Origin of the sequence: Archangium gephyra, assembly GCF_049060025.1 — a bacterium.
In the GTDB taxonomy this organism is placed as follows: domain Bacteria; phylum Myxococcota; class Myxococcia; order Myxococcales; family Myxococcaceae; genus Archangium; species Archangium gephyra_A.
The window spans coordinates 2,520,521-2,545,465 of the sequence record NZ_JBMEQQ010000002.1 but is presented as its reverse complement, the minus strand read 5'-3'; the positions used below and the strand labels follow the sequence as shown (position 1 = coordinate 2,545,465).

The following is a 24,945-nucleotide window of genomic DNA, read 5'->3' as shown; positions in this document are numbered from 1 at the left end:
GGGGGGCTCACTCCACCCGGCCGCCGCTGCGCATCTGCGCTCGCACCAGCTCCGCGTAGATGCCTCCGCGCAGCAGCAGCTCCTGGTGCTTTCCCGCCTCCACCAGGTGGCCCTCATCCATGACCAGGATGAGGTCCGCGTCCACCACCGTGCTCAGCCGGTGGGCGATGATGACGCGCGTGCACCGGAGCGATGCCAGCGATTGTTGCACCCGCGCCTCGGTGATGGCGTCCAGGGAGCTGGTGGCCTCGTCCAGCAGCAGCACCGCCGGCTGCTGCATCAGCGCCCGCGCCAATGCCAGACGCTGCCGCTGCCCTCCTGACAGCGATGCGCCCCGGTCCACCAGCGGCGTGTCGTAGCCCATGGGCATGTTCATCACGTCGTCATGGAGCTGCGCCAGCCGGGCTGCTTCGATGACGGGCTCCAGCGGGGCCGTCGGGTCGGTGATGGCGATGTTGCCGCGCAGCGTGGAGCTGAAGAACGTCGGCTCCTGGGGCACCACCCCCATCTGGCCGCGCACCGAGTGCAGGTCCAGCTCCGTCAGGTCCTCTCCATCGAAGAGCACGCGCCCGGAGGTGGGCAGGTACAGGCCGAGCAACAGGTTGGCCAGCGTCGTCTTCCCCGCGCCCGAGCGGCCCACGATCGCCACCGACTGGCCGGGCTCGATGCGCACCGACACGTCCTGCACCACCAGCGGTGACGTGGACGCGTAGCGGAAGGACACCCGGTCCAGCTCGATGCCTCCCTGCAGCTTCACCTGACGGCCCGGTTTGGATGCATCCCTCTCGGGCGGGGTGTCCAGCACGTCGTCGATGCGCTCGATGTAGCTGCGCAGCAGTTGGAGCTGGCTGCCCGTCGTCACCAGGTTGCCCAGTGGCACCAGCAGGGCCCCGGCCAGCGCGTTGAGCCCCATCATCGTTCCCAGCGACATGTTTCCCTTCAGCACCAGCAGGGCGCCGCAGGTGAGCAGCACCAGGGGCGCCACCAGCCGCAGCGTCCCGGTGAGCGCGTCCACCCACGCCGTCAGCCGGCCCCGCTTCACCGATACGTTGAGCACGTTGACGAAGCTCTCCGAGAAACGCTGCACCGCCTGGTGCTCCACGCCGAACGCCTTCAGCGTCTGGATGCCCGTGAGCATCTCGATCTGGTAGCTCTGGTTCTTCGCCTCCACCTCCAGGTTCTCCGACATCAGCGCGCGCTGGCGCCTCGTGGAGAGCAGCAGGATGAGGATCTGCAGGCTGCCCAGCCCCAGCACGATGAGCGCCATGATCGGGCTGATCAGGAACAGCAGCCCGAGGTAGAGGACCACCAGCGCCCCATCGAGCAGCGCGGACAGCGTGCTGGAGGAGAGGATCTCCCGCACCGTGGCGTTGCTGTTGAGCCGCTGCATCAGGTCTCCCGCCGCGCGCACCTGGAAGAAGGCGTAGGAGAGCCCCACCAGGTGCTCCAGGAAGCCCAGCGTCATGTTCGAGTCCAGGCGCGTGCGCAGCTCGAGCAGCAGGTGGCTCCGGATGAGCGAAGTGAGGAGCTGGAAGCCCGCCAGCGAGATGAAGCCCAGGCCCACCACCAGCAGCAGCTCCCTGTCCCCTCGCGGCACCACCCGGTCGATGATCAGCCCCGTCAATGCCGGCACCGCCAGCGCGAAGAGCTGCAGGATGAGCGAGACGACGATGATGCGTTGCAGGACGTGCGACTGCTGGAGCACCTGCAGCGCGTACCTCGCGGCCGAGCGGGCCCGGGGCTTCTTGCCCGTCTCGAAGTTCTCGCCCGGCTCCAGCAGCAGGGCCACGCCGGTGAAGGACTGGCGGAAGCGCTCCAGGGATACCTTGCGCCGGCCGTGTCCCGGATCCAGCAGGTGCACGCCGTCCCGTCCCAGCTTCTCGAAGACGACGAAGTGCGAGAACCGCCAGTGGAGGATGGTGCCCGTGGGCAGGTAGTGCAACGCCTCGTCGTCCACCGAGACGCCGCGCCCTCGCAGCCCGAAGGTGCGGGCCGCGCGCAGGATGTCCAGCGCCGACACCCCATCGCGTGCCGCGCCCATCGACTGGCGGACCTCCTCCAGGCGCATCGGCTTGCCGTGGTAGCCGAGCACCATGGCCAGGCAGGCCGCGCCGCACTCGATCTCCGACAACTGGCGCACCAGCGGAATGCGGCGCTCGCGGCCCCTCACCTGGAGGTTGCGGAAGGCGGGGAACCGCTCGGTGAGCCCCGGATGCCGGACGGCGTCAGTCCTCATGTCCCAGTGCTCCCTTCAAGCCCGGAATCAGCGTGACGAGGATGCGCTCCTTGCGCACGCGCGCGTCGGCCTGGGCCAGCATTCCGTCGAAGTAGTTGTAGGTCTTTCCCTTGAGGGTGAAGGTGGGCGCGTCGATTCGTGCCCGGACCAGCACCATGGGGCCCTCGAGCTCCACCGCATCACCCGTGTCCGCGCCGAGGTAGCGGCGGACCTCGGTGGGACCGATGATCTGATCTCCCACCGACTCGATGGTGAACGTCTGGTATTCGTGGGTGAAGCCGTTGAGCTCCACGCGCAGCGGCTTGCCCGGCTCGAGCCTCGGCCGGTAGCCGCCGGGCAGCAGCGCCACCAACGTCACGTGCACGTCATCTCCCACCACGGACACCACGTTCTCTCCCGGGTTGACGAACTGGCCCTGGCGCACGCGCAGGGTGCCCACCACTCCGGCGTGCGGCGCCCTCAGCGTCCGGGCCTGCTGACGGGCCTCGGCCAGCTCGCGCTCGGCGCGCAGCGACGTGAGGGCCTGGCGCGCGGCCTCGTCCGCCGGGTCTTGCAACACGCGGACGAGCTGCAGCTCGAACTCGCGCTGAATCCGCTCCAGGGAGGCCGTCTCGTCCTGGGAGAGGAAGCTCACCAGCGGCTGTCCGGCCTCCACCCGTTGTCCGGGCTTCACCTCCACCGAGGCGACGATGCCCGGCAACTGGGTGGTGAGATCGCTGCGGCCCTCGACCTTCACCATCGCCGGGCCCGAGGCGTATTCGGGGATGGTGCCGAGCACCGAATAGAGGGCGGCGCAGACGACCAGGGCGATCAGCACCCAGTACGTCCAGCGGGTCCACTTGGGGGAGATGCGGAGGACGTCTCCGTCTTCCTGGGCTCCCTCGTGATGGCGCAGGGCCTCCTCGCGGAAGATGCGAGGCCGTTGCGTGGCTTCCATGCTCAAGGCGTCGCCCCCGCGGAGCCGCCGGTGCCCCGCCCACCTATCTGTTGCGAGGGTCCCGGCCGGACGTGGACGACCATGCCCGTGGAGACCTCGGAGGGTGGTGGCTGATTGAAGGTGGCGGTGGCGAAGACGAGCCGGGCCGCGGAGTCCACCTCGGGCGCCACGCTCTCCACCGTGCCGCCGAGCGCGAGGTCATGCTGGATCGCCTTCACCTCCACGGGGCCGCCCGGCTGGAGGCGCCGCGCCGCGTCCTCGGGAACGGCGAAGCGCACCTTCCAACCGCCCGTGCCCAGCAGCTTGAGCACCGGCTGCCCCGCGCCCAGCCGCGCCCCGGGGCTGGTGAGCTTCGCGGCCACCACGCCATCGAACGGAGCCACGAGCGTGGCGTCATCGAGGTTCTGCCGCAGCTCGGTGGCCTCGGCGCGCCGCTGGAGTGTCTGCGCGCGGGCGGCCTGCAGGCGGGCATTGGCGGTGCTCTCCTCGTAGCGCACCCTGTCCAGCTCCTCCTGGGAATAGACGCCCAGCTCCAGGGAGCGCGGGGTGAAGTAGCGGGCCCTCTTCGCGCGGGCCTCGGAGAGGGCCAGGCGGGCCGCCTGCTCCTCGGCGCGCGAGCCCTGGAGGCTGGCCTCGGCCGCGGCCAGGTCCTGGCTCAGCGAGCGCGTGTCCAGCCTCGCGAGCACCTGTCCCTCGCGGACACGCTCACCCACCTCCACCTCGAGCTTCTCCAGCCGCGAGTCGAAGCGGGTGCTCACGTTCACCGTCTCATGGGGAATGATGACGCCGAGGAAGGGCTCCTCGGTCCCCGTCCGGGAAGCGGCACCACCAACCACCCCCTGGGCGGGTGGTGGGCCGTTCCCGGTCGGGCCAGGGGTCGCGAGAGCGGGCGCCGCAGCCCCCACGCTCCCCAGACAAGCCAGTGCCCCTCCCACTGCCATCATCCGCACCCAACGACGCATCCCGTGTTTCTCCCGATGGCAGGTCCCAATCGGGATGACGCGTCAGGCGGTGTTTGTGACGTGTCAGCGTGCAGGGACGGGAGGCGGGGCTCCGGGCCCGCTCGCATGCTCACCTGGGATGGCCGGGGCTCCGCGGGGCCTCACCCCTCGCTCTTTCTTCCCGGCTCCTGGGAATGGTCCCGCTCCCGTCTCGGCTCCCGAGAATCCTTCCCCTCCACCGACCCGGGGTCTTGTGGGTCTGTCGCGGCTGTTCCACGGCCTTGTGGCGGAAAGCCACATGTGGCGGTTCTCCCCGCCACACGGACTGGTCAGACTTGTCGGGGATGCTTAGTCATTCCGGATGAAGCCGTGCTATGGCGCGGCAACACGGGGCGGCGGCACGGTTCCTGCTCAAAAAGCGGCCGGTCGCGCATCAGGGGAAGGGTCGTCATGCAAGCCAGTGCGGTGGTGAGCCAGCAGGGGGAGTCGTCGAGGGCGGGCCGGTCCATGTTCCGGGGTGAGTCCCGGAAGCGTCCGGTGGTGTTTCACGGTCAGGTGTTGCTGATCGAGAACCTCAAGGATCGCCGCCAGCTCATGTGCGACATGCTCGTGCAGGAGCGTTTCGAGATCGGGGTGGTCGAGGACTCGCGGGACGCCGTCCAGGTGATCTCCGAGGAGCTCTTCTCCGGGCGGATGCAGATGCCGGAGCTGATCCTCTGCAACGCGCGGATGCTGGGGGACGCCGGTCTCGCGGCGCTCGAGCGGCTGTGCGCCAGCAACCCGCACCTGCCCGTCATCCTTTATAGCGCCTTCCTGAATCCCCGCCTGCGCGAGCGCATGGCCCGCATCCGCGGTGCGTGGATCCTGGATCACTCCGCGGATCTGGAGGATCTGCGCACCGCCGCCGTGTCCCTGATCACCTCGCGCCAGACGAGCGTCTAGGGCAGGGGTGTGAGGGTGTAGGTCTCCGCGAACCCATCATCGAAGAGGGTGGGCAGGCGGAGCGCCCAGGTGGCCTCGCGCACACAGGTGGCCTGCGTCTCGGAGGTGGCTCCCCTCACCTCCACGTCGGCGATCTCATCCCCGGTGGTTTCCAGGCGGACCTGGAGGGCGGGCTGGCGTCCTCCTCCCACGCACGCGGCGACGGCGGGCCGGAGCAGCCGCTTCAGCGCCTTGCTGAACCTCGGAGCGTCTTCCCGGGCCTCCCGGGGCACGGGCCCGCAGAGCGAACCGCTGAGCACCCCCATGCCGAGGGGCTCTCCCTGTCTCTGCTCCGGCAGCGCGTACGTCTGGACGGACGACGGCCCCGCGCCAGGGGGGCTCGCCAGGAACGAGCGCGTGGGGGAGAGCCAGTCCCCGTTCTTCGCGAGCAGCTCGACGGCTTCCGGGGCCGGAGGCCGCTGCTCCGCGCTCAGGATGCCGTACCGGGTGGCGTGCCAGCCGTGGGCATTGCGGCCGAGATCGGCGGTGATCGCGGCATCGAGCTCCACCGGGAGGGAGACGGGGCATCCCCACCGCTGCCCGCGCAGCACGAGCCGGCCGGGAGACGTCTGGAGGCCCGGGAGCCAGCGTTGAACGCCCTGGCCCTCGAGGAGCTCCGCGCGCTCCATCAGCCGGGTGCCCCGTTCATCCTCGAGCCGGACCTGTTCCCACGCCATGGGCCTCACGAGGGATTCCACGGAGGACCGGTAGGGCGGCAGTTGGAGGCCGCAGGACTGTTGGATGAGGGGCTCGGAGAGCCGCGGGTGCCTGGGGGCCTTGTCGACGCGGGTGTAGAGCCACCGCAGGTGCACGGCGGCATCGGGGGCCGAGGTGGTGGGAGAGGCGGGGAGCGGCTCGAAGGTCCGGCGGAGCAGTCCGTCCGAGAAGGCGATGAGGCGCACGGGCCCGCTGCCCTCCAGGAGCACCTGCTGGGCGAGCTTCAGCCCCTCGTCCAGGTGGGAGCCGTTCCCGGGTGCGAGCCGCGCGGCGGGAACGGAGGCCAGGGCCGTCTTCCACTCGGAGGCGGGGATGAGGCGTCCGAAGAGGCGCTCGGCGGAGCGGCGGAACACCACCACCTCTGCCGCCGAATCCGGCAGGAGCTGGAGGTACTCCCCGGCGAAGGTGAGCTGCTGGGCGATGCCGTCGGGGCCCACGCTGTGGGAGGCATCCACCACGAAGACGACCCGGGCCCGCGAGGGCGCCTCGGCCAGACGTCCCACCCGGAGCTGGACGAAGGCGGGCGCGCCGGTGCTCCCGGGAAGGAGGCCGGCGCGTGCGTCGATGCCGGTGAAGGGCTTCACGGGCCAGGAGGCCTCGAGCACCTTCCTCTGCAGCTGGCCGGACACCTCCTGGACGAGGACGTCCGCGCCAGGGAAGGGGGGCGCCACGGTGAGCACGGGCCGCGGGTCCTGCTCGCGGCACGTCTCATGGGGATGGGATTCCCGCTCGGGCAGGGGATAGGTGAAGGTGCCGCGCCCCCCGGCGTAGCCGAGGCGGATCCGGACGTCGTAACGCACCTTCACCGAGGCGCCCGGTGGCAGGTTCCACAGGTGCAGGGCCGCGCCATCTCCAGCGGCCGAGAGCCTCGCGCTCGTGCCCGGCGCGGCGGTTCCCGGGCTCCGCAGGGCCTCGTAGCGGCGCTCGGCCTCGGAGGCCGCGAGCAGGGGGCCCTCCGTCCACTGTCCTCCGGACTCGAGGGCGAAGCCGTGCACCGTGCCATCCAGGGGGAGCTCGAGCCAGTCGTACAGCTCGGTGTAGCGCGGGTTGGCGTTGTGGAAGGTGCGGTGCACCGTGAGGTGGGCCAGCTCTCCGTGGATCCGGGCCTCCACGCGGTGCTCCGTCTCCTGGCCGCGGCCGTCCTCCCGGCAGGGGTGGAAGGGCTGCTCGTACGGGAAGTCGTCGTCCTCCTCCGTTCCGGTGGTGCAGCACGCCTCGGGCTGCGCCAGGACGGTGCCCGGAGTCGAGACGAGGAGGAGACAGGCCAGCAGCAGCCGCGCGAGGTGACTCATGCGGCCATCGTACCCGTGCCCACGGTGGGCTCAGTGTCTCGGTTTCACCGTGTAATCCGTCACGGAACCGTCATCGCAGAAGGCGGGCAGGCGGAGGGCCCAGGTGGCCTCGCGCACGCAGGAGGCCTGGGCCTCGGAGGCCGCGCCCGTCACCGCCACGTCGACGATCTCCTCCCCGGTCGCCTCGATGTGGAGCTGGAGGGAGGGGTTCTCTCCGCCTCCGAGGCAGGCGGAGAAGGGCGACTGGAGGACTTCCTCCAGCGCCTCCTGGTGCTCCGGAGGGGTCTCGCACGGCCGCTGGGAAGCCATGGGGCAGGCGATGGTGCCGCCCGTCACCCCTCCGGCGACGCCTCCCATCACCCCGTCTGGCAGCGCGTGCGTCCGGGCCGTCGAGGCTCCCGCGCCCGGGGGCACGGCCAGGAACGAGCGGGTATTGGAGAGCCAGTCTCCGTTCTTCGCGAGCAGCTCGACCGCCTTCGTGGGGGGAAGCTCGTCCTCGTTCTTCTTCCACGGCTCGGCTCGCAGGGCGGTCCAGGCGTTGCGGCCGAGATCGGCGGACAGCGAGGGATCCACCTCCACCGGCGTGGAGGCGGCACAGCCCCAGCGCCGCCCATGCAGCTCAAGCCGGCTCAGGGGCGTCTGGGGACTCGGGAGCCAGAGCTGGAAGCCCTCTCCCTCCTGGAGCGCGGGCAGCTCCTTCAGCCGTGCGCCCTGGCCGTCCTGGAGGTGGACCTGTTCCCAGCGCAGGGGCCGCACGAGGGACTCCAGGCTGCTGGACCAGGCGGGAAGCTGAATGCCGCAGGACTCCCGGACGAGGGGTCCGGAGAGCTTCTCGTGGGGGATGGCGTTGCCGGTGCGGTGGGAGGAGATCCACCCGAGGTGCACGGCGGCATCGGGGGCCGAGGTGGTGGGGGCGGGAGGGGCCGGCTCGAAGGCCCGGCGCAGCCGCCCGTCCGTGAGGGCAAGGACGCGTGCGGGCCCGCTGCCCTCCGCGAGCACCTGCTGGGTGAGCTTCAGCCCCTCGTCCAGGTGCGAGCCGTTCCCAGGTGCGAGCCGCGCGGCGGGAAGGGAGGCCAGGGCCGTCTTCCACTCGGAGGCGGGGATGAGGCGTCCGAAGAGGCGCTCGGCGGAGCGGCGGAACACCACCACCTCGGCCGTCGCATCGGGCAGGAGCTGGAGGTACTCCCCGGCGAGCGCCAGTTGGCGGGAGATGCCCCGGGGACCCACGCTGTGGGAGGCATCCACCACGAAGACGACCCGGGCCCGCGCGGGTACCTCGGAGAGCCGTTCCGCCCGGACCTGGAGGAAGCCCAGACTTCCAGCGCCCCAGGGGGCGAGGCCGGCGCGCGCGTCGAGACCCTTCGAGGTCCCCGCCTTCCAGGAGGCCTCGAGCACGGGATTCCAGGGCTCGGAGTCCCGCTGCTCGATGCGGAGCGCCTCACCCGGGGAGGGGGGCGCCACGGTGAGCGCGGGCCGCGGGTCCTGCTCGCACTCGGGCAGGGGATAGGTGAAGGAGCGCCGCCCGTGGGCGTAGGCGATCCGCGCGCGGACCTCGTAGCGCACCGTCACCGAGGCCCGGGGCGGCAGGTTCCAGAGCAGCAGGCGCGCCGAGGCGCCCATCTCCGACGCCAGCAGCGCGACCGGACGCGGGGCGGCGGTGCCTTTGCGCCGGAGGGCCTCGTAGCGGCGTTCCGCCTGGGAGGACTCGAGCAGGAGTCCCTCCGTCCATTGCCCCTGGGACTCGAGGGCGAGGCCATGCACCGTGCCCTCCCGGGGCAGCGCGAGGAGGGCTTCCAGCTCGGTGTAGCGCTGGCCGGGGTTGTGGAAGGTGCGATGCACGGTGAAGTGCACCAGGTCTCCCTCGGGCCGGGCCTCCGCCCGGTGCTCCACCTCGTGGCCGCGGTTCCCCCTGGCCTTGTCCTCGCAAAACGAGGGCTCTTCCGCCACGGCCAGACCCGGCGCCCAGGCGAGGAGGAGGAGCGCCCAGAGGGGGAGGAAACGCGAGAGGTGCCGCATGGGGTCATCCTACCCGTCAGCGGCTCCCGCCGCCTTGCCGTTGAAACAGTGGGGGCTCTTCGTTAGCAAGGGGCGATGAGCATCAAGACTGGCGATCAGGCCCCCGATTTCTCGCTGCCGAAGCAGGACGGCACCCCCGTACAGCTCAAGGAGCTGCTCCGGAAGGCGGCGGTGGTCCTCTACTTCTATCCGAAGGATGACACGCCGGGCTGCACGAAGGAGGCGTGCTCGTTCCGCGACTCGTACGAGTCCTTCAAGGACGCGGGAGCCGAGGTGGTGGGCATCAGCTCGCAATCGGCGTCCTCGCACGAGGCCTTCGCGGCGAAGCACCGGTTGCCCTTCACGCTGTTGGCCGACGAGGGCGGCAAGGTGCGGCGCCAGTACGGCGTGCCGAGCACCCTCGGGCTGCTGCCGGGGCGGGTGACGTACGTCATCGACCGGAGTGGCGTCGTCCGGCACGTCTTCAACTCGCAGCTCAACGCCACGCGCCACGTCACCGAGGCGCTGGGCATCGTCAAGCAACTCCAGGGCGCCGGAGCCGCCTAGGGTAGGTTGCGCCGCCGGACGGACTCGCCACGTCCAGCGATGTAACCATCCACGCGTTTTCCTTCACGGGGGGGCGAACCCCAACAAAGGTTGCCTCCATGCATCGTCCGCACTTCCTGCCCGCCGTCCTGCTGACCTTCGCTCTCTGCGCCTGTGGAGATTCACGGGAAGACCTGGTGGGGGGCTACCCCATCACGGGCACGATGCAGACGACGTCGGGCGGCTCGACGAACTCCAGCCGGGTGAGGGATTACGTCCGCGTTTCCTCCGACAGCGCCTCCTCCGATCGCCTCTCCGTGTTGTTCTCCGGCTTCAAGTGCACGTCGGCCGCGAAGATGACGGGGCCGCTCGCGTTCTCGATCGAGAGGACGCAGTGCCCCCCCGAGACGACGGACGGCTGCACCTACACGGCGGTGCTCGAACGCGGAACGGGCGGCAAGGACGTGGATTACTCGGAGCTCGTCATCAAGCTCAGCGGAACGGTCTCCGCGCGGTGCACGGATGGCAGGACGGGACAGTCCACCTTCTCGCTCTCGATGTCGGGCTTCCGGAGTGCCGAGGGTTCCACGGAGCGGGAGGTCGAGGCGCTGGCGGGGAGCACGGTGAGACGGGCGGCGGGGATACCCTGAGCGCTCGGGGCCCGCGGGCTCAGGGACGTGGCACGAGCCGCACCGAGGGCGCCTTGAAGGTGGCGGTGAGCGCCCGGCCCTCGGCGAGCCCCAGTTCCTCCGTGGAGAAGCGCGTCACCCGCGCCACCAGGGGGAAGCCCGCGTCCAGCGCCACGCGGACCAGAGCCCCCTCGGGGGAGAGCGACACCACGGTGCACGGCAGCCGGTTGCGCGCGCTGGTGGGCGCGGCCTCGGGCGGGCCCAGCGTGACGTCCTCGGCCCGCAGGCAGACGAATACCGCATTGCCCTCGTGCGGGGGCTCCAGGGCGACGAGGTGATGGGGGCCCACCTCCACGGTGGCCAGCCCCGCCTCGCGCTCGAGCACCGTGCCCGGCAGCACCGTCTCGATGCCCGTCATCCGCGCCACCGCGAGCTCCGCGGGGTGGTTGAACACGTCCGCCACCGGCCCCACCTGGCACACCCGGCCGCCCTCCATGGCCACCAGGTCATCCCCCAGCGCGAGCGCCTCCAGCTTGTCGTGCGTCACCACCACGGTGGGCACCCCCAGCTCCCGCAGCAGCCGCCGCAGCTCGCCCCGGAGCTGCTCGCGCGAGGGCGCATCCAACGCGGACAGGGGCTCGTCCAGCAGCAGCAGGCGCGGGCGGATGGCGAGCGCCCGGGCCAGGGCCACGCGCTGTTGCTGCCCGCCGGACAGCTCGCGCGGCCTGCGTCCCTCCAGCCCCTTCAGGTGCAGCAGCTCGAAGAGGGAGCCCGAGCGCTCGCGCCGTTCCGCGGCCGTCAGCGCTGCGAGCCCGTACTGGACGTTCTGCTCCGCGGTGAGGTGCGGGAAGAGGGCGTAGTCCTGGAAGAGGAAGCCCACGCGCCGCTGCTGGGGCGGCAGGAAGAGGCGGGCCGAGGTGTCGCACCAGGGCTCGCCGTGGAAGAGGATGCGGCCGTGCTCGGGCCTGTCGAGCCCCGCGAGGCACCGCAGCACCGTCGTCTTGCCCGCGCCCGAGGGGCCGAACAGCACCGCGACGCGGCCGGGGGTGGCGGACAGCTCCAGGGTGGCCCGGACGGTGGGGCCTCCCGGGAAGCGCTTCTCCAGGCCGGCTACGAGCGTGCCGTCCATGGTGCCCACACCTTGCGCTGCAGCCCGTAGGTGAGGGCCAGCACGACGAACGAGAAGACGAGCAGCACCAGCGACGTGCGGCCCGCCGACGCATAGTCCAGCGCCTGCACCGAGTCGTAGATGGAGATGGAGGCCGTGCGCGTGCGGCCCTCCAGGTTGCCGCCCACCATCAGCACCACGCCGAACTCCCCCAGCGTGTGCGCGAAGGTCAGCACCATGCCGGAGAGGATGCCGGTGGCGGACAGGGGCAGCATGACGCGCAGGAACGTCTGGAAGCGCGAGACGCCCAGGCACCACGAGGCCTCCAGGAGGCGGCGATCCACACCCGCCAGGGCCGCCGTGAAGGGCTGGACGCTGAAGGGCAGGCTGTAGAGCACCGAGGCCACCAGCAGGCCGCTGAAGCTGAAGGGGAGGGTGCTGCCGAAGAGCGACTCGAAGGCCCCGCCCAGGGGGCCGCGCGGGCCGAGCGCCAGCAGCAGGTAGAAGCCCAGCACCGTGGGCGGCAGCACCAGCGGCAGCGCCACCACGGCCTCCACGAGGAACTTCCACCGCCAGCGCGAGGTGGCCAGCCACCAGGCGATGGGCAATCCCACCACCAGCAGCAGGAGCGTCGTCCACGCGGCGAGGCGCAGGCTCAACAGGAGGGCGGCCTGGTCCAACGTCTCACTCCTTCGGCAGGGAGAACCCGTAGCGCTTGAGCAGCGCCGTGCCCTCGGGGCCGAGCAGGTGGTCGCGGAAGGCCTGGGCCAGCGCTGGCTCCTTCGCGTGCTTCAGGATGGCGCCGCCCTGCTCCAGGCGCGGGTACGCGTCGAGTGGTACCTCCCAGGCGCGGCCCTGGTCCTTCATGGCCGGGGCGAGCGCGAGCGCCAGGGCGATGATGCCCGCATCGGCGGCCCCGCTCTGCACGAACTGCGCGGTCTGCGCGATGTTCTCCCCGAGCACCAGCTTGTCCTTGACGGCGTCGTACACCCCCTGGCCCTTCAGGGCGGCCTCGGCGGCCAGGCCGTAGGGGGCATGCTGGGGGTTGGCGATGGCGATGCGCCGGGCGGCCGGCTCCCTCAGGGCCTCCAGGCCGCGCTGCTCCACGGGCAGCGGCGAGTCCTTCGGCACCCACACCACGAGGCGGCCCACCGCGTAGAGGAACACGTCGCCGGCCACCAGCCCCTGCTCGGCCAGCTTGCGCGGATAGGCCACATCCGCGGAGAGGAAGACGTCGAAGGGCGCGCCGTTGCCGAGCTGCGCCAGGAAGTTGCCCGACGAGCCGTAGGTGACCTGCACCTCGGCGCCGGGGTGCCTGGCGCGGAACTCCTCCAGCAGCTCGTCCAGCGCGAACTTCAGGTCCGAGGCCGCGGCGACGGTCAGCGTCTGCTTCCGCCCGGCGCCGGTCGAAGGGGAGGGGCTGGCGGTGTCTCCGTTCTCACGCAGGCCGGCCCGCAGACCCGCCGCGATGACGAGCAGGGCCCCCGCGGCGAGCGCTCCCTTCACGATGACGTTCATTCAGTCCCTTCCCAGGAGGATGCCTCGGGCCATGACGTCCGCAGCTTAACGGCGTCCGTGTGGGGGCGGCGGCGAGAAGATGCCCCACCGCGTCGCGGAGGGTGTCGGCCCGGCAACACGGCCGGTGGAGTTTTTTCCCCGGGCCCGTGGAGCGGGCTGAAAGAAATTCCGTCCTACCGGCGGGCGCCCGCTCCGGGCCGATCTCCCCGAAAGACGCCTGAAGCCCGGACAGATCCGCCAAGCCTCTGTTTTCCCGAAAGAAAGGGATGGCGGGTGCGAGCCGTCCCCGGGGGCGGGCCGACTGTCCGGGGCTCGGCACGCTTCTGGCTACAGGTGGAGGACGATGGCAACGAGCAAGCGACAGAAGCGGAGCTACAACCCCTCGCTCTGGCAGACGTGGATGCCCTCCGTGGGCGTCGTCAGCATCGTGGGGGCCCACATCCTCGCCGCCGCGCTGGGCCTGTATTCGTCGGCACCGGCCGTCACGGTGCTCCAGCCCGCCACGGGAACGACCGTCGCCGGGCAACTGGAGATCTCGGTCCAGGCAGATGATGGGCCCACGGGCTCGGGGGTGCGCAGCGTGGAGTACCAGCTCGACTCCACCTCGGGCGCCTGGACGCCGCTGACGCTGGACCTGGAGTCGAAGACCTACAAGGGGCGCACGGCGACGGCGGCCGTGCCGGCCGGTGGCCACGAACTCTACATCCGCGCGATGGACTACACGGGCAACCTGCGCACCGTGTTCGTCACGGTGCAGGTGGACGCTCCCTCCGCGAAGCCCACCGAGCTCCACCCGCCCGTGCCCTCCGTGGGCGAGTCCCTGGACTTGTCCTCGCAGCGCGGCGGTGAGGCGAAGGGGTGGGGCGGGCGCGTGCTCTCGGCCATGCTCCGGTTGCGCTGAAGGTCGCGGTACCCCGGGGCGCCTCCTGTGCCCCGGGCCGTTCGGGTGGCTGTCCGTCCGTTCCGCTTCATCGATGTTGGCCTGGCGCCCGGAGCGCCCGCCTCCGATGAAGCCCCTCTCCGGTAAAGCCTGTCGAGTCGGGGGTGCCAGGGACCGCGCCGGGGAGGCTGAATTCCTTTCTGGAATTCGCGGCGGCGGTTTCAGGCGCCGCAATGGCACTGCATGAATCTGTACGTTTTGCCGGATTCCGCAGCGCGTGGCTGAAAGAACTCCCGGATGTCCCGCCGTGCCTGGAGGGCATCCAGGCGGGCAGGCAAGGCCTCCGGAGCCCCATGCGTTCGTAGGTGAACCGACAACCCCGCGTTTTCCCGGGAGAAAAGAATCTGGCGGCCTACCCGGTCCTCCGGGGAAGGCCAGGTGTTCAACGGGCGGCACGAATCTCGCTTTGACGCGGGCCCGACAGTGTTCCAGCCCGGGCGCGGTGCGGTCGAGCCCGGGTGACGGCGTGCCCGGGGCCGATGCCTGTGTTTGCGGCGTGCGGGTGACAGGCTTTGGGCCTTTGAACATGCCTACGCGGTGGATCAACTCGATGATGAGACTCTTTAGACGCCGCAACCGCCGGCTCACGAACGTTCCGCGCCCGAGGTGGTGGATCTTCGTCGTTCCGGTGCTGGTGCTCTGTCTCTGGGAGGCGTGGAGGCTGTTCGGCTCGCGGGCGGCTCCGGCGGTGGATCGGGGAGCGCCCCTCAGCGAGTCCGAGCTGCGTGGCAAGGCCCTCTTCCTGCGCGGAGTCATGTCCTCGGGGGCGGCCGTGGTGGGGCGGTTGGGCCCCGAGGGCGTGGAGCTGACGGGCTCGGTGGCGGCCTGTGCCCGCTGCCATGGTCCGAGGGGCAAGGGCACCGGCGAGGGAGGGGTGGTGGCTCCGAACATCCAGGCCTCCCGGCTGTTCGCCCCGGTGTCCGCGGCGGCTCCCGGCTCGGGCCAGTGGGCGCGCCCCGCGTATGACGACGCGTCGCTCGCCGAGGCGCTCCGCGAGGGGGTCTCGTCTGGCGGGCGGGTGCTGGGCCCGGTGATGCCGCGCTTCGAGCTGCCGGAGCGGGAGCTCGCGGATCTCCTCGCCTACCTGCACCGGCTCGGGGACGATCGGGATCCGGGAGTGTCCGAGGCGCGGCTGGTGCTCGGGGCGGCGCTGCCGCTCAGCGGGAAGCTGGCCGGTGTGGGCGCGGACGTCCGCGCGGTGTTGGACGCCGTCTTCGCGGAGGTGAACCAGCAGGGCGGGGTGTTCGGCCGCGAGCTGGAGCTGCGGGTGGAGGACGATGCGCTGACGGTGGTGGGGACGGACGGGACCGGCCGGTTGCTGAACCAGGGCGTGTTCGCACTGGTGGGCAGCGTCCGCACGGGGCCGCGCGAGTCGGATGCCCGGCTGGAGGCGGAGGAGATTCCCCTCGTCGCACCGGTGGGCTTGTCGGACGCACACGCCGAGAACGGTGGCCGGATGATCTTCTACGTGTACCCGGGTCCGGAGCTGCAGGCCCGGGTGGCCGTGCAGCACCTTCACTCCACGTGGGAGCGCAGGCGCCTGGAGCCGGTGCTCGCCGTGGTGCACGCGAGCAACGACGCCGGAGAGGCCTGGGCCCGGGGTGTACGCACCGAGGCCGAGCGCCGGGACTGGCCACGGCCCCAGGTCTTCACCTACGCACCGGGCCAGCTCGACGCGGCGGAAGCCTCCCGGTGGTTGGAGGGCGTGCGTGCCGGGGCGGTCTTGTTCTCCGGTACAGGGACGGAGCTGTCGGCGCTCCTGACGAAGCAGGGGACCTCCAGCGGGAGCGTTCCGGTCTATGCACCGGGCCTGCTCTCGGGGCCGTCCGGGCCGGCCGCGGCGGAGGCCTGGGCGCGGGTGCGATTCATCCACCCATCGCCTCCCTCGGAGGGGAGCGAGCCCGGGCGCCAGGAGTTCGGCTCCTTCCTGAAGCGGCACGGACTGGCCGCGAGGAACCTCGCCTGGCAGATGAATGCCTACGCCTCGGCGCGGCTGCTGGTGGAGGGGTTGAGGCGGAGCGGGGCGGACGTCAGCCGGGCCGGACTCATCTCGGCGCTGGAGTCCTTCCAGGACGTGGACACGGGCGTCACGTGGCCGGTCACGTTCGGCGCCCAGGGCCGGGTGGGAATCCGGGGCGGCTTCATCGTGCGGCCGGGCGAGGACGCCCGGGAGGTGACCCCGGTGTCCGATTGGATCGCCCTGTCCCCATGAGGGGCGGGCTCACCGCCGGTTGAGGTCCCAGAGCGTGAGCTGGCGGCTGCGGGGGTCGATGGAATAGGTGCCCTCGTACCCGGCGAGCTGAAGGCGGATGGGGTGCTGTTCCTCGGACTCGTGCACCCATTGCCGCATCGCGGCGAGCCGTGCGGCCTCCTCGAGCTTGCGTTCGATGGCCGCGCGGCTGCGGCGGGGCGCCTTCTCCAGGATGGCGCGGACGTGGGCGGGGAGCTGCACCTCGTACGGCTGGGGGGTCGGGGACGAGGTGGGAGCGTTCTGGGAGTCGAAGAAATTCTCGGAACGACGCATCGCTTCAGATGGACCCGATGAGGTGCTCATCGGTCACGCCGGAAGATCAAGGCAGGGCTACTTCGTGTCGAGCGAGAACACGCCGTCCCAGTCCTCGGTGGGAGGCAGGGCGCTCAGGGCCTCGCAGCGGGCGGCGAAGACGCGCGAGGGTGGATCCTCCGGCGAGGAGAGGAAGCGCTCACGGGCCTCGGCGAAGCGGCGGGCGCGGTAGAGGGAGAGCCCCTCGGCGAACGGGGCCAGGTGCGCGGGGGGCGGGGTCCCGGCCACGTCCACCAACTCGTAGACGCGCACGGGCAACTGGCGCCCCTTCACTCGCAGCAGATCCAGCTCCCGGGCGAGCACGGTGCCGCGGGCGGCCCGCACCGTCTCCTCGGAGGCGAGGATGCGGGTGCCGTACACCTTGGCCGCGCCCTCCAGGCGGGAGGCGAGGTTCACCGTGTCGCCGATGACGGTGTAGTCCTGGGCCGCGCGCGAGCCGATGTTGCCCACCACGCCGGGGCCGGTGTTGAGGCCGATGCGGCAGTGCAACCGGGCCACCCCCCGGGCCTCCAGCTCCGGGGCCAGTTGCTCCACCACCGCCACCAGCCGCAGCGCCGTGAAGCACGCCCGCGCCGCATGGTCCTCCTGGGGCAGGGGGGCGTTCCAGAAACACATGATGGCGTCGCCGATGAACTTGTCGAGCGTGGCGCCATGCTGGCCGAGCACCGCCGTGGCCCGTTCGAAGTAGCCGTTGAGCACGTCCACGAGCGCCTCGGGGCTCATCTCCTCGCTCATCGAGGTGAAGCCCACCAGATCGCTGAAGAGCACGGTGCAGCTCGCGGCGCTCGCCGCCGGGGGCCGCCTTCTCCGGGTTGCGGATCAGCTCGTCCACCACCTGCGGATCCAGGTAGCGCTTGAAGAGACCCTGGATCTGATCTCTTTGGCGGAGGCCGGCGACCATCTCGTTGAAGGCACCGGTGAGCCGGCCCACCTCGTCCGTGCCCAGGACGGCGACCTCCACGTCCAGCGAGCCCAGGCGCACCCGCCGGGCGGCGGCCTCCAGTTGTACCAGGGGGGCGGAGAGGCGGCGTGCCAGTAGCACGGCCAGGACGAAGGCCAGCAGCACCACGCCCACCGCGGTGGGCAGCATCCAGTCGCGGACGCCCGTGAGGATGGGCTCGATCTCCGCGTCGAGGTTCCGCATGACGAACACCCGGCCGATGTCCGTCCCCCGCACGTCCTGGAAGATGTCCTGGCGCAGGAGGTAGCGGTCCTGGCCGATGGTCACCTTGATGGGCTCGAGGATGTCGAAGGGGGATGTCGTCAGCAGTACCGGCGCGGCGGCCGTGTCGGAGGTGGCCAGGGCGCCGTCCTTCGCTCGCAGCGCGAAGCGGGCCGCGCCCTGGAGGGCGGCTCCCGAGGCCCCCTGCTCCAGGGGGGTTTCCAGCAGCAGTTCCTTCACCCACCGGCCCGTCAGCACCACGCCGATGGGCCGGCGGGCCGGCTGCTCCAGGGAGTTCTCTCCGCCCGAGGTGGTGGCCAGGTGCGCGTGCACCAGCAGCAGATCCTCCTCATGCTCGCGGATGTACGTCTCGGGCACGAAGGTGAAGGGCAGGCCGCGCAGATAAGCGGGGGACCAGAGCTCGGAGGCGAAACCCTCGCGCTCGCGCAGTGCCCGGTCCAGCAGGGGCAGGTTGTCCACGGTGCTTCCCACCTGCTCGTCATCCCCGTGGGTGAAGACCAGCCGCTTGCGCACGTTGAAGAAGGCCCAGATGCGCTCGTCGTCTTGCTTGACGCCCCACCCGAAGACCTCGGTGTCCGCGGAGAGGATGACGTCATGCGCGCTCTGGATGCCCTCGAGGCTCGGCATCTCCGTCGTCGAGCCCGGCGGCGCTGTCGTCGGAGTTGACGGTGAGGGCCACGTCCTTGAACGTGCGATCTCTCGCGTGCGCGTCGGCGACAGCGCGGATGCGTTCCTGGGTGGCCTGGGAGATCCGCTGGAAGGCTATCAGTGTGCGGTCCAGGTCGCCGCTGATCTTCCTCTCGGCGGCGTCTGCCACCGCCCATCGGGTGACCACCAGCGCCACGGCGAGCGACAGCACCGCGAGCAGCATGAAGGCCGCCACGAGCCGCACGGAGAGCGAGTGCAACCCCAGGCCTCCGGTCCGCGAGCCCGTCTCCCGCGGCGCCGGGGGCTCAGTAGGCATCGGAGCGGGGGGTGTACTGGCGGCCATGCTTGTCCAGGTGCTTGTCGTCGGCCCGCGTCTCGGTCAGCTCCAGTGTCACAGTGGTCTGCTGGCCGGGCTTCACGGTGACCTCGGCGCGCGACACGTCACTGCGCTCATCGCGCCGGTGCACCGCGAAGAGGGGATGGGTGCCGGGAGGCACGCCCGTGAGCACGAAGCGCCCATCCGGCCCGGTGACGGCGAAGGCCCGGTTGGGCACCACCACCAGCGTGGCCACCATCTGCTCGTGGATGTCGCAGTAGATGTCGATGAGGCCCGTCTTCTTGAAGGTCTCCGTGTAGTTCTCGCCCGGGCGGTTCTTGCCCGCGTCGAACTTCCCGGCGCGCGAGCGGGAGAAGACGTTGTGCACCACCACGTCGTTGTTGGAGAAGCGCACCTTCTGGCCGGCCACCACGGCCATCACCGAGGGCTGGAAGGCCTTGTTGCGCTGGGCCATGTTGAGCTCGCTGGCGGGAGGCGGCTCGGTGTAGCCGGTGAGGTACACCACCACGCCGGAGCGATCCGCCTTGAGCACGGGGCGGCCATCGGGGCCGGGGACGGTGACGCGGACCTCGCCGCGGACGGTGCCCGGCTGCGCGGCGGCGAGCGGAGCGGCGAGGGACAGCAGGAGAATCAGAGCACCACGGCCCATATCAGCCTCGGCATGAACTGGGGCGTCTCCGGGAAGAGGGGAGTGAGACCCACCAGGACTCCGAGCGTGACCCACGTCCGGCCGAACGTCCAGGCCAGGTCGGCGCCCACGAAGTGGTGCTGCCCGCCCGGAATGCCCTGGAGGGGAATCTCCCCGAAGGCCTCGAGCGAGGCGCGCAGCTCATCCTCGACGAGGGGGAGGGACACGCCCGCCGCGTAGCTGCCGAGCAGCCGCACCGGGCCCTCCTGCCCTCGCAGGGCCGGCAGGCCCACCTGCGCGCCCAGGTCGAGCACCAGGCGCAGACCCCCTTCCGTCTCGAAGGACTGCACCAGGTTGGCATCCAGGCGGGAGGGCTGCTGCGTGTGGATGGTGTGGTGATAGGCCACGCGCAGCAGGGGCTGCCAGGGGCCATCATCGCCCCGGGGGTTGAGGCGCAGCCGCAGGTCCGCGTCGAAGGACTCGAGCTGGGTTTGCTCCCGGGTGGCCACCACCTGGAAGGGGAGGGCCAGCTCCATCCGCTGGGTGAGGCCGAAGACGGGGGCCCACCAGATCCAATAGTTGGAGACCCCCCCCGGCAGTCCCGGAGCCCGGGACTTCGCCCACAACCACTGCTCGAGCTCCACATCCCCCTTGGGGACGATCTCCGTGTCGTAGACCCAGATGAAGGGGCGCCGCCCGGCCTCGGCGGGTGAGGGAAGCACGGCGAGGGCGAGGACCCCCAGCAACACGAACCGACGGACTGCGCTCATCTACCCTCCCGAGGGACGTGTGCCACGTGGGGGTGGCCCCCGAGCCCTCCGCACCAGCGGGGGCCGGGGTGACGTCCGGGAGACAGGCATATCCGACGAGCCGGGGCCTGTGCGAGCGGAGTGGCAAACGGCGTGGGGCCGGGGTGCCGGCCCCTCTTGCCGAGCGGCCCGCTACGGCAGGTTGAGTTTCACGTTGAAGGTGTAGGTCACGCTGACGGGCCTGCCCTGGAAGGTGACCGGGCGGTAGTGGCGGCTCGTCAGGGACTCGAGCACGGCCTCGTCCATGTGGGGCAGTCCCTTGATGATGCGGCACTTCTCGACGTCGCCTTCGCGGGTGATGGTGCACTTGGCGATGATGACGCCGCTGACGCGGGCCCGGAGCGCCTCGTGGGTGTACTGCAACATCACGCCCTGGGAGACGAGCTGCGGCGGAGTCATGCCGGCGCCGAACGGGAGCACCTCCTCGCCCGTGCCCTGGCCGAGGCCGGGTCGCAGCATCGAGGTGGCAACGGCGTTGGCGACGCCGCCGAACTCGACACCGTTGGGGTCGCTGCCGGGGATGTAGGGCAGATCATTGGGCTCGGGCTCGGTGTCCTCCGGGGGCGGAGTGGCCTCGACGGTCTGCGTCGACTCCGGAGGCGGAGGCGGAATCTTCTTGGGCTGGACCAGCTCGGTCTTGGGCTTGGGCTTGGGCCTTTGAGTGGTGGGCAGCACCGCCTTGGGCGGATTCGGGTTGCCCTTGGGAGGCTGGGGGACGTTGAACACGAGCGCGGGGGGCTCGTTCTCGAGCTGCTTCACCGCCTGGCCGGACAGGCCCAGCATGCCCGCGAACACGCCCGCGTGAACCATCAACGACACCCACATCCCCGTCCCGAACCGACCCGCGCTCAATCCCGGCTGATTGATGACCGACTGGAACATTTGGACTCCCTCCTGGCTGACACTGATCAACCTACGGAGTCAGGGAGGGCGTGTGGCCTTGGGTCGGCCATCTCTTCGTCATGGTTTCGTCATGGACTCCTGGACCATTCCCTCACCCAGCTCTACCGCGTGGTCGGGCGTCACCGTTCCTGAGCGGCACTCCCCAGTTCCATGCGGTACCCCACGCCCCGGATGGTGTGGATGGTGAAGGAGGAGGCACTCGTCCAGCCGAGCTTCTTCTTCAGGTTGGAGACGAAGTTGTCCACGGTGCGCGGGTCCACGATGACGTCCCGGCCCCACACGGCGTCGAGGATCTCCCCCCGGGGCAGGGCGCGGTCGCGGTGCTTGAGGAGGAAGGCGAGCAGATCGAACTCGGTGCGGGTGAGATCGATGACGCTCCCATCCGCCCGGGAGAGGGCGCGCTTGCCCAGGTCCAGCGAGAAGCCGGCGAAGGACATGACGGTGGGCGGCGCCCCCCCGGCCCGGCGCACCAGGGCCCCCACCCGGGCGAGCAGCTCGCGCAACCGGTAGGGCTTGGTGAGGTAGTCCTGCGCCCCGGCGTCGAAGCCGCGGACGATGTCGTCCTCGAGCGAGCGCGCGGTGAGCATCAGCACCATGGACTGCACGCCGCCGGCGCGCAGCCGCCGGCAGAAGGAGTAGCCGTCCTCGCCCGGGAGCATCACGTCGAGGATGAGCAGGTCATAGGTGCGAGCGCGCAGCAGCGGCTCGGCCTCCTGGGTGTGGGAGGCCACGGCCACCTCGTACCCCTCGTCCTGGAGGTTGTCGCGCAGGCCGATCCGCAGGTTCGCGTCGTCCTCGACGACGAGGATGGAGGGGCGGGCGTTAGGAGGGCTGCTCGGGGCGTTCATGGCGGGGTTCGGGGAAGAGCAGGGTGAAGGTGGTGCCCTGGGGGCTGGAGTTGTCGATGGAGATGCGGCCCCCGTGCAGGGCCATGATCTTCCGGCACAGGGCGAGCCCCAGGCCGCTGCCGTGGACCTCGGGGCCCTGGGAGCCCAGGCGGTAGAAGTCGCGGAAGACGTTCTCCCACTCGGCCTCGGGGATGCCGATGCCGTTGTCACCGAAGAGCACCACGCAGCCATGGCCCGGGTGGGGGTAGGCGCGGACGGAGAGCTCCACGGGGTTGTTGCGGTTGTAGGCGCACGCGTTGCGGGCGAGGTTGATGAGCAGCAGGCGCAGCAGGGACGGGTCCACCTCGAGCTCCACGTCGCCCACGTCGGCGGTGAGCCGGACGGGGACGGAGGTGTTGCCCACCAGGTCCGAGCGGAGCATGCCGAGCAGCTCGTCCAGCTTCACGCGGGCGGGCTTGAGCTGCCAGCGGCCCTTGTCGATGCGGTTGAAGGACAGGATGTTCTCGACGAGGAAGTGCAGCCCGTCGGCGGCCTGGATGATGCGCTCGGGGTAGTCGCGCATCTCGGGCACCTTGGAGAGCTTGCGCTCCATCGTCTCGGCGAGCAGGCGGATGGAGGCCAGGGGGGTGCGCAGCTCGTGGGAGACGGTGGCCACGAAGTCGCTCTTGAGCTCGACGTAGCGGTAGCGGCCGTGCTGGGCCACCACCGCCATCACCACGATGGCCACCGCGAGCGCGCCGCAGGTGGCCACCAGCAGCGTCTTCAGCCCGTAGCGCTGCTCGATGGCGTTCTCGGCGGCGGTCCACTGGGGCACGGACACCTCCAGCCGCAGGGACTCGAGGGGTTGCATGGCCTCGGAGTCCCTCAGCCGCACCAGTCCGTCCGCGCCGAAGTGGCCGCGCTCGCGCATGTCCCGGGCCAGGTCGCGCAGGAGCGCCTCGAGGTCCACGGCGATGCCGCGCACCACCTCTCCCTGCTGCTCCACGTACCAGCGCTCGCCGATGAGGGTGGGGCCGGAGAGGCTCTCGGGGACCACGAGCATGCCGGCATCGGCCTCGCGGGCGCGCGCCCGGAAGTCGTCGGAGGGCTCGCCGAGCGCGGTGCTGACCCGGACCACGTGGGCGAGCAGGAAGTCGAAGTCGGGCTGGGTGAACTGCCAGCGCTGGTTCAGGAGATCCCGCTGGAGGCCGGCGGAGCGCTCGATGCCCCCGAAGTCCTCGGGGAGCCCCTCGCGCAACAGCGCACGGACGAGGGGAGGGGTAGCCTCGCCGCGCTGGAGCCGCTCCAGGAGGAGGACGACGAAGGGAAGCTCCTGGACGGGCGGGAGGGGATTCTCCGCGTGGTGGCGCAGCAGCTCCTCGGCGAGCGCATGGGCGCGGGAGGCGTTGCCCCGGTCGAGCGCCGCCTCCACCGCGCGAAGCCGGACGAGCCGCTCGCGCCAGGGGTCGGCCGGAGTGCCCTCGGCGAAGGCCCTGGCGAGCTCGTGGTAGTGACGGCGGGCGGGGGCGCGCGAGCCGCGGGCGGAGCGGGTGAGGCGGGGCAGGAACTGGCGGCCGCGGAAGTTGAGGAAGAAGCCCTCGCCCGGGGCGAGCGGATCTCCCATGGCGGCGTGGAGGGCGGTGAGGCTGCCCTCGAGTTGCTTGCCGAGCGTGTGCCGCAGGGCCTGGGTGGCGTACTCCTCGAGCGCGTCACGGCGGGAGCGGAGCTGCGCGCGGGCATCCTCGCGTTCCTGGGAGAAGATGCGTTGGAGACTCACCAGCCCACAGGTGAGGGCGAGGAGACCGCATCCGAGTGCGAGGAGGGTGGGGAGGAGCCGGCGCAGCATGGGAGCCCGAGGGCCGCGCACATTATACGCGCGAGGGGTGGGACGGTCATCGCGCGAACCTCCGGACGCTCGCCGGCCCGGCTGCCGCGGAGCGGGGAGGGGATGAGAAGGTTGGGAGGGTGACTCCAGAAGTCGGACCCCGCCATGCCATCTCTCCCGTTGTTTCCCGAGGCCCCGTCCGGACTGAGCGCGAAGGCGCTGCGGGTGCACGAGCGTCTGTGCGCCGAGTACGGCTGTCCCATTCCGTGGTTCCGCTCGCAGGATCCACTCAGCGAACTCGTCTCCGCGCTGTTGAGCCACCGCACGCGCAACGCCTCCAGCGGCGCGGCCTTCCGCCAGTTGCGTGCGCGCTTCCCTACCTGGGAGGAGGTGCGCGACGCGCCCTGTGTGGAGGTCCAGGAGGCGATCTCCGCGGTGACCTGGCCGGAGCAGAAGGCGCCCCGCATCCAGCAGGTGCTGCGGCACATCACCGAGCGCAGGGCAGGGGAGCTGTCGCTGGACTTCCTCGCGGAGTTACCGGTGCGCGAGGCCCGGGACTGGCTCGAGCACCTGCCCGGGGTGGGGCCGAAGTCGAGCGCCGCGACGCTGCTGTTCAGCCGCTTGAGGAAACCCGCGCTGCCGGTGGACAGCCACCACCACCGGGTCGCGGTGCGGCTGGGGCTCATCCCCGAGAGCGTGGCGGTGGGACCGGCGCACCGGTTGCTGGAGGCGCAGCTCCCACCGGACTGGGACGCGCAGCGTGTCTACGACAACCACGAGGCGCTGATGCTGCACGGGCAGCGGTGCTGCTTCTACCGGGAGCCCGCGTGCCAGCGGTGCGCGGTGCTCGACCTGTGCCCCACGGGGCAAGCCCGGCTCGCGTCCCGGCGGGGCTCGAATTTCGCCGGGGACACGGGAGAGGAACAACTCCCGCGGACGACTTGAGCAATGGCCAGGAGTGGCCTACCACTCGCCAGGGTGCCTCCCAATGACGAAAGCGCGTTGTCAAGCGAGGTGGGGGCCCCTTGGAAAGGCACAACCGCCCAAGTTCGGCATATGCTTCTCGCACTTTAGGGGCTGGCGGGTACTGCGGGATTGGGCACTACCGTCGCGGGCACTTTCAGGGGCACGGAGATGAGGACTCACCAGTGGGGCGCGCTGGTGCTGAGCCTCTGGCCAGCGCTGGAGGGGCAATTGAGCCTCCCGTGCCCGGCAGCGAGTCGCCCCCGCCGGCCTGGGAGTGGACAATGCGCGCTGAAGCCCTGGCGCTCAGGTGGGCGGCGCTGCTGCTGGGGAAGGACGTGAGGGTGCTTGAGCAGCACCGCCCCTCCCTCGACGCCGCGCCGCCCGAGGCCCAGGGTAACCCGCGCTGGCGTGAGTAC

Annotated in this window: 22 protein-coding genes and 1 pseudogene; 6 read left to right on the top strand and 17 right to left on the bottom strand. The window is 70.9% G+C overall.

The features are described 5' to 3' along the window. Positions 1 to 7: 7 nt before the first annotated feature. From ACN28I_RS10925 to ACN28I_RS10915, 3 genes are read right to left on the bottom strand one after another with little or no spacing between them, the layout of a single operon-like run. Entirely contained in the window at positions 8 to 2,236 is a 2,229-nt protein-coding gene (locus ACN28I_RS10925) for a peptidase domain-containing ABC transporter (RefSeq protein ID WP_420942004.1), read from the bottom strand. Beyond that, positions 2,226 to 3,173, bottom strand: a complete 948-nt coding sequence (locus ACN28I_RS10920) for an efflux RND transporter periplasmic adaptor subunit (protein ID WP_420942003.1) — start codon at positions 3,171 to 3,173, stop codon at positions 2,226 to 2,228. Before ACN28I_RS10920 ends, ACN28I_RS10925 begins: the two co-directional genes overlap by 11 nt. Before the next feature lie 2 nt (positions 3,174 to 3,175). Then, the gene (locus tag ACN28I_RS10915) at positions 3,176 to 4,114 is read right to left on the bottom strand and encodes an efflux RND transporter periplasmic adaptor subunit (RefSeq protein WP_420948618.1); all 939 of its coding nucleotides are present in this window, start codon (positions 4,112 to 4,114) and stop codon (positions 3,176 to 3,178) included. Between the two features lie 450 nt (positions 4,115 to 4,564). On the opposite strand from ACN28I_RS10915, the gene ACN28I_RS10910 reads away from it, so the two are divergent. Continuing rightward, positions 4,565 to 5,056 carry a response regulator gene (locus tag ACN28I_RS10910; RefSeq protein ID WP_420942002.1) on the top strand — a complete coding sequence of 164 codons (492 nt, stop codon included), beginning with the start codon at positions 4,565 to 4,567 and terminating at the stop codon, positions 5,054 to 5,056. Here the strand turns inward: ACN28I_RS10910 and ACN28I_RS10905 are convergent. Next, positions 5,053 to 7,104, bottom strand: a complete 2,052-nt coding sequence (locus ACN28I_RS10905) for a vWA domain-containing protein (RefSeq protein WP_420942001.1) — start codon at positions 7,102 to 7,104, stop codon at positions 5,053 to 5,055. The two genes, ACN28I_RS10910 and ACN28I_RS10905, sit on opposite strands and share 4 nt — an antisense overlap. 30 nt (positions 7,105 to 7,134) lie before the next feature. Next, positions 7,135 to 9,120 (bottom strand): VWA domain-containing protein, encoded by a 1,986-nt coding sequence (locus ACN28I_RS10900; protein WP_420942000.1) that lies wholly within the window; start codon positions 9,118 to 9,120, stop codon positions 7,135 to 7,137. 75 nt (positions 9,121 to 9,195) lie between these two features. On the opposite strand from ACN28I_RS10900, the gene ACN28I_RS10895 reads away from it, so the two are divergent. Beyond that, positions 9,196 to 9,666 carry a peroxiredoxin gene (locus ACN28I_RS10895; RefSeq protein WP_420941999.1) on the top strand — a complete coding sequence of 157 codons (471 nt, stop codon included), beginning with the start codon at positions 9,196 to 9,198 and terminating at the stop codon, positions 9,664 to 9,666. 98 nt (positions 9,667 to 9,764) lie between these two features. Continuing rightward, entirely contained in the window at positions 9,765 to 10,295 is a 531-nt protein-coding gene (locus ACN28I_RS10890; RefSeq protein WP_420941998.1) for a hypothetical protein, read from the top strand. A 19-nt stretch (positions 10,296 to 10,314) separates the two neighbouring features. Here ACN28I_RS10890 and ACN28I_RS10885 read toward each other — a convergent pair whose 3' ends face one another. Genes ACN28I_RS10885 through modA form a run of 3 tightly spaced genes read right to left on the bottom strand, consistent with a single transcriptional unit; the run spans position 10,315 to position 12,900 of the window. Then, positions 10,315 to 11,403 carry an ABC transporter ATP-binding protein gene (locus ACN28I_RS10885; protein ID WP_420941997.1) on the bottom strand — a complete coding sequence of 363 codons (1,089 nt, stop codon included), beginning with the start codon at positions 11,401 to 11,403 and terminating at the stop codon, positions 10,315 to 10,317. After that, positions 11,385 to 12,062 (bottom strand): molybdate ABC transporter permease subunit, encoded by a 678-nt coding sequence (gene modB, locus ACN28I_RS10880; RefSeq protein ID WP_420941996.1) that lies wholly within the window; start codon positions 12,060 to 12,062, stop codon positions 11,385 to 11,387. Before modB ends, ACN28I_RS10885 begins: the two co-directional genes overlap by 19 nt. Before the next feature lie 4 nt (positions 12,063 to 12,066). Further along, the gene (gene modA / locus ACN28I_RS10875) at positions 12,067 to 12,900 is read right to left on the bottom strand and encodes a molybdate ABC transporter substrate-binding protein (protein ID WP_420941995.1); all 834 of its coding nucleotides are present in this window, start codon (positions 12,898 to 12,900) and stop codon (positions 12,067 to 12,069) included. A 343-nt stretch (positions 12,901 to 13,243) separates the two neighbouring features. Between modA and ACN28I_RS10870 the strand changes: the two genes are divergently transcribed. Together ACN28I_RS10870 and ACN28I_RS10865 are read left to right on the top strand one after the other, a co-directional pair. Further along, positions 13,244 to 13,801 (top strand): Ig-like domain-containing protein, encoded by a 558-nt coding sequence (locus tag ACN28I_RS10870; protein WP_420941994.1) that lies wholly within the window; start codon positions 13,244 to 13,246, stop codon positions 13,799 to 13,801. 589 nt (positions 13,802 to 14,390) lie between these two features. After that, a complete protein-coding gene (locus tag ACN28I_RS10865) occupies positions 14,391 to 16,052 on the top strand; it encodes an ABC transporter substrate-binding protein (protein WP_420941993.1) in 1,662 nt (553 codons plus the stop codon). Positions 16,053 to 16,061: 9 nt separating this feature from the next. Here ACN28I_RS10865 and ACN28I_RS10860 read toward each other — a convergent pair whose 3' ends face one another. From ACN28I_RS10860 to ACN28I_RS10820, 9 genes and pseudogenes are all read right to left on the bottom strand, one after another. Continuing rightward, a complete protein-coding gene (locus tag ACN28I_RS10860; protein WP_420941992.1) occupies positions 16,062 to 16,364 on the bottom strand; it encodes a hypothetical protein in 303 nt (100 codons plus the stop codon). A 57-nt stretch (positions 16,365 to 16,421) separates the two neighbouring features. Further along, entirely contained in the window at positions 16,422 to 17,171 is a 750-nt protein-coding gene (locus ACN28I_RS10855; protein ID WP_420941991.1) for an adenylate/guanylate cyclase domain-containing protein, read from the bottom strand. Between the two features lie 172 nt (positions 17,172 to 17,343). After that, a pseudogene (locus ACN28I_RS10850) lies at positions 17,344 to 17,493 on the bottom strand (HAMP domain-containing protein); the annotation flags it as partial. A 685-nt stretch (positions 17,494 to 18,178) separates the two neighbouring features. Beyond that, entirely contained in the window at positions 18,179 to 18,550 is a 372-nt protein-coding gene (locus ACN28I_RS10845; RefSeq protein WP_420941990.1) for a hypothetical protein, read from the bottom strand. Beyond that, positions 18,540 to 19,220 (bottom strand): cupredoxin domain-containing protein, encoded by a 681-nt coding sequence (locus ACN28I_RS10840; RefSeq protein ID WP_420941989.1) that lies wholly within the window; start codon positions 19,218 to 19,220, stop codon positions 18,540 to 18,542. Before ACN28I_RS10840 ends, ACN28I_RS10845 begins: the two co-directional genes overlap by 11 nt. Next, positions 19,202 to 19,969, bottom strand: a complete 768-nt coding sequence (locus ACN28I_RS10835) for a hypothetical protein (RefSeq protein ID WP_420941988.1) — start codon at positions 19,967 to 19,969, stop codon at positions 19,202 to 19,204. The genes ACN28I_RS10840 and ACN28I_RS10835 overlap by 19 nt, the downstream gene beginning before the upstream one ends. Positions 19,970 to 20,140: 171 nt before the next feature. Beyond that, positions 20,141 to 20,890, bottom strand: a complete 750-nt coding sequence (locus tag ACN28I_RS10830; protein ID WP_420941987.1) for an energy transducer TonB — start codon at positions 20,888 to 20,890, stop codon at positions 20,141 to 20,143. A 140-nt stretch (positions 20,891 to 21,030) separates the two neighbouring features. After that, positions 21,031 to 21,759, bottom strand: coding sequence for a response regulator transcription factor (locus ACN28I_RS10825; protein ID WP_420941986.1), 729 nt, complete (start codon positions 21,757 to 21,759; stop codon positions 21,031 to 21,033). Then, positions 21,734 to 23,584, bottom strand: coding sequence for an ATP-binding protein (locus ACN28I_RS10820; RefSeq protein ID WP_420941985.1), 1,851 nt, complete (start codon positions 23,582 to 23,584; stop codon positions 21,734 to 21,736). Before ACN28I_RS10820 ends, ACN28I_RS10825 begins: the two co-directional genes overlap by 26 nt. A gap of 144 nt (positions 23,585 to 23,728) precedes the next feature. Between ACN28I_RS10820 and ACN28I_RS10815 the strand changes: the two genes are divergently transcribed. Beyond that, entirely contained in the window at positions 23,729 to 24,508 is a 780-nt protein-coding gene (locus tag ACN28I_RS10815; RefSeq protein WP_420941984.1) for an endonuclease III domain-containing protein, read from the top strand. Positions 24,509 to 24,945 lie beyond the last annotated feature (437 nt).